6 protein-coding genes and 1 pseudogene are annotated in these 6529 nt (G+C 70.2%); 5 read left to right on the forward strand and 2 right to left on the reverse strand.

Annotated elements, in window-relative coordinates; all coding sequences use genetic code 11:
• Positions 1–53 precede the first annotated feature (53 nt).
• The 5 genes from ABZ896_RS18860 (at position 54) to ABZ896_RS18880 (ending at position 5593) form a co-directional block, all read left to right on the forward strand.
• Positions 54–1514: an aldehyde dehydrogenase gene (locus ABZ896_RS18860; protein ID WP_360929717.1), complete on the forward strand. Its 1461-nt coding sequence runs from the start codon at positions 54–56 to the stop codon at positions 1512–1514.
• Complete coding sequence (locus tag ABZ896_RS18865) at positions 1507–2433, forward strand: 3,4-dihydroxyphenylacetate 2,3-dioxygenase (RefSeq protein ID WP_360929720.1); 927 nt, start codon at positions 1507–1509, stop codon at positions 2431–2433. The genes ABZ896_RS18860 and ABZ896_RS18865 overlap by 8 nt, the downstream gene beginning before the upstream one ends.
• A gap of 11 nt (positions 2434–2444) precedes the next feature.
• Positions 2445–3290, forward strand: coding sequence for a fumarylacetoacetate hydrolase family protein (locus ABZ896_RS18870; protein WP_360929723.1), 846 nt, complete (start codon positions 2445–2447; stop codon positions 3288–3290).
• A 68-nt stretch (positions 3291–3358) separates the two neighbouring features.
• Positions 3359–3985: a TetR family transcriptional regulator gene (locus tag ABZ896_RS18875; RefSeq protein WP_360929726.1), complete on the forward strand. Its 627-nt coding sequence runs from the start codon at positions 3359–3361 to the stop codon at positions 3983–3985.
• Positions 3986–4141: 156 nt separating this feature from the next.
• The gene (locus ABZ896_RS18880) at positions 4142–5593 is read left to right on the forward strand and encodes an APC family permease (RefSeq protein WP_360929729.1); all 1452 of its coding nucleotides are present in this window, start codon (positions 4142–4144) and stop codon (positions 5591–5593) included.
• Here the strand turns inward: ABZ896_RS18880 and ABZ896_RS18885 are convergent.
• The gene (locus ABZ896_RS18885) at positions 5568–6299 is read right to left on the reverse strand and encodes a type 1 glutamine amidotransferase (protein ID WP_360929732.1); all 732 of its coding nucleotides are present in this window, start codon (positions 6297–6299) and stop codon (positions 5568–5570) included. The two genes, ABZ896_RS18880 and ABZ896_RS18885, sit on opposite strands and share 26 nt — an antisense overlap.
• A 113-nt stretch (positions 6300–6412) precedes the next feature.
• Positions 6413–6529: pseudogene (locus tag ABZ896_RS18890) on the reverse strand (NADPH:quinone reductase); the annotation flags it as partial.

The following is a 6529-nucleotide window of genomic DNA, read 5'->3' on the forward strand; positions in this document are numbered from 1 at the left end:
TCCCCGCGCCCCTGGGTGGGTTGTCGTTCTCTCGTTCGATAGGAGCCGTTCCTGTGGCTGACAAAATCATTGTTGCTGGGGTGTCCGTCGACGTCCGACACTGGATCGGCGGTGAACGGGTCGCATCCGCCGAGGCGTTCGCGGACCTGTCGCCGATCGACGGAAGCGTGATCGGTGAAATCTCCCGCGGTACCCCGACGGAGGCCGCCGCCGCCGTTGCTGCCGCCAAAGCCGCCTTTCCCTCCTGGGCCGCCACCTCCCGTGCCGAGCGTGCCCGGATTCTCCATGCCATCGCCGATGGGGTCGAGAAGCGGATCGAAGAGCTCGCCATCGTCGAGACCACCGACAACGGGGCCCTGTTGCGGTCGCATCGGCGTGGGGTCATGCCCCGTGTCGCGCACAACTTCCGTTTCTTCGCTGACTGGTTGCTGAAGCTGGAGCACGAGGACTTCGAGACGCGTGGGCATTCCAACCACGTCAGCTGGGACCCGGCCGGGCCCTGCGTGCTGATCACGCCCTGGAACGCGCCCCTGATGCTGGCCACCTGGAAGGTCGCGCCCGCGCTCGCCGCCGGTGACACCGTCGTGCTCAAGCCCGCCGAGTGGTCGCCGCTCACCGCGTCCCTGCTCGCCGACATCGCCGCCGAGGCCGGGCTGCCGGCCGGTGTGCTGAACGTGGTGCAGGGGTACGGGTCCGAGATCGGTGACGCCCTCACCTCGGACCCGGACGTGCGGCGGATCAGCTTCACCGGGTCCGTGCCGACCGCCCGCCGGATCGCGGCCTCCGCCGCCGCCAATCTGACCCCGCTCAGTCTCGAACTCGGCGGCAAATCACCCCTGTTGGTGTTCGCCGACGCCGATCTCGATCTCGCCGTGGACCTCGCGGTGGAGCAGTACGACAACGCCGGGCAGGTGTGTCTGGCCGCGACCCGGATCCTCGTGGAGGACGGCGTGGCCGAGGAATTCACGCAGCGCTTTGTCGACAAGGTGACCAACCTTGCGCAAGGGGACCCCCGCGACGAAACCACCGACATCGGCCCCAACATCCACCCCCGGCAGCTGGAGATGATCGACGGGTTCGTGCAGCGGGCCGTCGCGGCCGGGGCGCGGGTGGTGATCGGCGGCCACCGCAAGGACGGGCAGTTTTACGCGCCGACCCTGCTCACTGAGGTCGCACAGGACTCCGAGATCGTCCAGGAGGAGGTCTTCGGACCGGTCCTGACCCTCCAGACCTTCGCCACCGAGGAAGAGGCCGTACGGCTCGCCAACGACACCCGCTTCGGGCTGGCCGCCACTCTCGCCACCGGCTCACGCGAGCGCGCCGAACGTGTCGCCGACCAGCTCGTCGCCGGGACCGTCTGGGTCAACTGCTTCTTCGTACGGGACCTCCAGGCACCCTTCGGCGGCTCCCGCCACTCCGGGGTCGGGCGCGAGGGCGGCACCTGGAGCTTCGACTTCTACTGCGACCTGAAGAACACCGTCACCGCACCGAAGGGCTTCAAGGACCATGGGTGAGATCGTCGGGGCGGGACTGCTCGCCCACGTCCCCACCATCGTGCTGCCGGAGGCCGAGCGGCTCGAACTCAACGAGGGCAAGGAGATCACTCTCGTCACCGGACTCCAGCGGCTCCGCGAGGACGTCTTCGAGCGTGGCGACTACGACACCGTCGTCGTCCTCGACTCGCACTGGGCCACCACCGTCGAGTTCGTCGTCGCCGCCCAGGAGCGGCGGGCGGGGCTGTTCACCTCCGAGGAGCTGCCGCGGGGGATGTGCCGGATGCCGTACGACTTCCCCGGCGACCCCGAACTCGCCCGCAATGTCGAGAAGTTCGCCGACAAGCACGGCACCTGGATCACCGCGATCGAGGATGCCTACCTGCCGATCTACTACGCCACCATCAACCTCTGGAAGTTCCTCGGGGAAGGGCTGCCGGAGAAGCGCTGGGTGACCATCGGGGTCTGCCAGACCGGTGACATGGAGGACCATCTGCGGCTCGGGCGGGCGCTCGCCGACGGCATCGCCGCCACACCGGGGCGGCGGGTGCTGCTGATCGCCTCGGGCGCCCTCTCGCACACCTTCTGGCCGCTGCGGGAACTGCGCGACCACGAGGCGAGCGACCCGGTGCACATCCGGACGCCCGAGGCGCGTGCGGCGGACCACGAGCGCATCGCCTGGTTCAAGGAGGGCCGGCACGACAAGGTCATCGACACCATGGACCAGTTCTGGAAGGTCAAGCCGGAGGCGAGGTTCTTCCACTACCTGATGATGGCCGGCGCCCTGGGCGAGCAGGCGTGTGTCGCCAAGGGGCGCCAGTACGGGGAGTACGAGAACTCCGTCGGCACCGGCCAGGTCCACCTCTGGTTCGACCGTCCGTCCGGCGGCTGGACCGGCACCGGTCTGCCCGCCCCGCGTACCCCGCACAGTCGCGTCTGAGGAGCCTCGACATGCCCGAATTCCGCCGCATTCTCCTCGACGGCGCCGCCGTCCAGGTCACCGTCGACGGGGACGAACTCGTCGCCGGGGACGGCCGCCGCGTCAAGACCGAGGAGGCGCACCATCTGCCCCCGGTGGTGCCCTCCAAGGTGATCGCCGTGCACCTCAACCACCGCAGCCGTGTCGACGAGTTCGGGATCCAACTCCCGGACACACCCACCTACTTCCACAAGCCGACCTCCGCCCTCAACTCCCACCAGGGCGCGATCGTCCGGCCCGAGGGCTGCAAGTGGCTGAACTACGAGGGCGAGGTCGCGATCGTCATCGGGCGGACCGCGCGGAACATCTCCCCCGAGGAAGCAGGGGAGTTCATCGCCGGCTACACCATCGCCAACGACTACGGCCTGCACGACTTCCGTGACACCGACGCCGGTTCGATGCTCCGCGTCAAGGGCTCCGACACCCTGTGCCCGCTCGGCCCGGGGCTCGTCACCGACTGGGACTTCCACGGCAAGAGCCTGAGGACGTACGTCAACGGCCGGGTCGTACAGGAGGGTTCGACCGACGAGATGCAGTGGGACATGCACTACCTCGTCGCCGACATCGCCCGGACGATCACCCTGTACCCGGGCGACGTCCTGCTCTCCGGCACCCCGGCCAACTCCCGGCCGGTGCAGCCCGGTGACGTCGTCGAGGTGGAGGTCGAGGGCCTGGGCCGGCTGACCAACCACGTCGTCACCGGACCGACCCCGATCCGCGCCGACGTCGGCGCCCAGCCCACCGAGTCCGAGGAGGTGCTGTCCACGGCACTCGGCGGCGACTGGGAGTTCCGCGGCATCCGCCCACCGAAGCGCTGATGCCCCGCACGCGAGCCGAGGTCGGACGGAGAACGGGACCCGGAGGCGCGGCGGGTAGGGTCGCTGCCGTGACCGAATCCGCCGAGACTCCCGAGGGCCGCAAGCCGCGCCGGCGCATGAACTACGGGGAGGGCCGCGAGGCCCTGCTCAACGCCGCGGTGCGGGTCGTGGCCCGGGGCGGACTGCGCAGGCTCACCTACCGGGCCGTAGCGGAGGAGGCGGGCACCACCCATGGCCTCGTCGTCCACCACTTCGGTTCGCGCGACGCCCTGATCGAGGAGGCGCTCGCGCACGCGATCCGCACCTCGCTGGACACCAGCGCGCTCGAACCGGGCACCGGCGAGGTCGCGGACTTCTCGGCCGGGCTCTCCGACATGGTCACCGCCGACCCGGACATCCAGGTCTTCCAGTACGAGCTGCTCCTGGAGGCCCGGCGCCGCCCCGAACTCCTGCCCCACCTGCGCGGGCTCTACGACGAGTACTTCGACGCCACCCACCGCGAACTCGCCCGTATGCTGCCCGGGCGGGCCGACCGCCCGCTGACCCGGCTGGTCTTCGCCGCCCTCGACGGTCTGGTCCTGCACCAGCTGGTCTTCGGCGGCCCCGAGACCACCGACGCCGCGGTCGAGGAACTGCGTACCCTGCTGCGGCTGCTCACGGCCGAGGAGAAGGGGGATCGGGAGTCGTCCGGCTGACGCCGACCCGCTCCTCCCGAGGCCCTGGACATCCGACGTCCGGGCCTCGCCCATTTCCTGCCGCGGAACCCTTGCCAAACGGATAGTTCCAGCCCACTATGAGGCAACTCGTTTGGCCTGAAACGAAATCCTCTTCCCTCCAGGCAGGTGATCCGAGTGGACAGTCAGACGGCGGTCGGAACCCAGACCGCGCCCGACGCCCCCACCGCAGGCAAGCTCAAGCCCAACTCCCTCGGCGTTCTGGGCATCCTCTTCTTCGTCCTCTCCGCCCAGGCCCCGCTGACCGGCGTCGCGGGCGCCGTTCCCATCGCCGTGGCCATCGGCAACGGCGCGGGCGCCCCGGCCGCCTATGTCGCGGCCGGTGTGATCACCCTGCTCTTCTCGGTCGGGTTCGTGGCCATGGGCCGGCACGTCGTGGACGCCGGCGCCTTCTACACGTACATCGGAAAAGGCCTCGGCCGCCCGCTCGGCACCGGCAGCGCGGGCATCGCGCTGTTCGCCTACTGCGCGATCCAGGCCGCCATGTACGGCCTGTACGGCGCGACCGTGAGCGGACTGTTCGCGCACTACACCGGCGCGGACGTGCCCTGGTGGCTCTGCGCGCTGGTCACCATGGCGATCGTCCAGGTGCTCGGCTCCGCGGGCATCGAGATGGGCGCCAAGGTGCTGGCCGTCTTCGTCCTCGCCGAGTTCAGCATCCTGAGCGTCTTCGCGCTGGTCACCCTCTTCAAGGGCGGCGGACCGGAGGGGCTGGGCCTCGCCCAGTCGTTCTCGCCGAGCGAGGCCCTCCAGGGCGCACCGGGCGTCGCGCTGATGTTCGCCGTCGCCTCGATGGTCGGCTTCGAGGCCACCGCGATCTACGGCGAGGAGGCGCGCGAACCGCGCAAGACCGTCCCCCGGGCCACCTACCTGGCCGTCGCCTTCGTCACCGGCTTCTTCGGCTTCGCGTCCTGGATGCTCATCTCGTCCTACGGCGCCTCGAAAGCCCCCGCGGCCGCGGGCAAGGCGCTGGAGAGCGGCGACTCGACCGGCTTCGTGTTCGCCCCCATCGCCGACCTCTTCGGCACCTGGGTCAACGACGTCCTGCCGATCCTGCTGGCGACCTCCCTCTTCGCCGGCATCCTCGCCTTCCACAACTCCGCCAACCGCTACCTGTTCTCGCTCAGCCGGGACGGGCTGCTGCCCGGCCGGCTGTCGTCGATCAACCGCCGCCACTCGCCGGGTGTGGCGGGCTGGGTCCAGACCGCGATCGCCGTCCTGCTGGTGATCCCGTTCGCGCTGGCCGGCAAGGACCCCGTGCTCACCTTGTTCTCCTGGGGCAGCGGGGTCGCCGTCCTCGGGATCATGCTGCTCTACCTGCTGACCTCCCTCTCCGTGATCGTCTTCTTCCGCCGCGAGCGTCTCGACACCCGGCCGTGGAACACGCTGATCGCCCCGGCCGTGGGCGCGCTCGGCATCGCCGGGGCGATCTGGCTGATCGTGGAGAACTTCACCACGCTCATCGGCGGGGAGCGGAGCACCGCCGTATGGCTGGAGATCACGGTCCCGGCCGTCCTGGTCCTGGGGATCGTGGCGGCCCGCCTCACCCGCGACAGGGTCGCCGGCTGAGGGACCCGCCCGCCACCCGGTCGAGGAAGGCGTCGACCAGGCGGCGGGCGTTCGCCCCGGCCACCGGCTCCATGGCCCGGCTCCGGTCGAGCAGCTCGCCGGGATCGATGCCCTGCCGTACGCACTGCTCGGCGCCCCCGGCCGCTAGCCAGCCGCCCACCATCCCGGTGGTGATCTCCGGATGGAACTGCACCCCGAGGCTCCGCCCGACCCGGAACGCCTGCGCGCACACCGCGTTGCGGGCCACTTCGACGGCGTCCGGCGGGAGCAGACAGTGGTCGTAGTGCCACTGGAACCAGGGGCCGGGTCCCACCAGGGAGGGATCGTCCGTGTCGACCTCGACCCAGCCGATCTCGGGCCGCGGCGCGGGCTCTACCGAGCCGCCGAGGGCGGTGGTCAGCGCCTGCGCGCCGAAGCAGACGCCCAGGACCGGGACGCCCAGGTGGTGGGCCTTGCGCAGCAACGCCAGCTCGCCGCCCATCCAGGAGCCGACGGCTGACTCGTCGTACACCGACCAGGGCGCGCCGAGCGAGACGACCAGGTCCCAGTCGGCCGCGTCGGGGAAGTCGAAGGTCACGTCCGGCGTCCGGTGGCGGTCCTCCGGTACGACGGTCAGGACCGTGAGGTCGTAACCGCGCTCCACGAGCCGGGCGCCGACCAGGCCCGGCTCCGTCATGTGGTCGTGCTGGACGACGAGTGCGCGCACAGTGGTCCTCCCCTCCCGGAATCCGCCCTTGTGGCGGCTCTCCGGTCACCATATCGTTTGGATTCAAATAATATCTCCGGAGGTCCCCATGCTGGACGTCACCCACGAGGAGTGGCAGCGCCGCGCCAAGTCCCTAGCCGCACCCCGCCCGGGATCATGAACGGGGAGAAGTCGGGGATCGTCCACTGGCCCGCCAGGGCTCCGGTGAAGCCGACCGTGCCGTGGCGGCG

The organism is Streptomyces sp. NPDC047072, from assembly GCF_040643855.1.
In the GTDB taxonomy this organism is placed as follows: domain Bacteria; phylum Actinomycetota; class Actinomycetes; order Streptomycetales; family Streptomycetaceae; genus Streptomyces.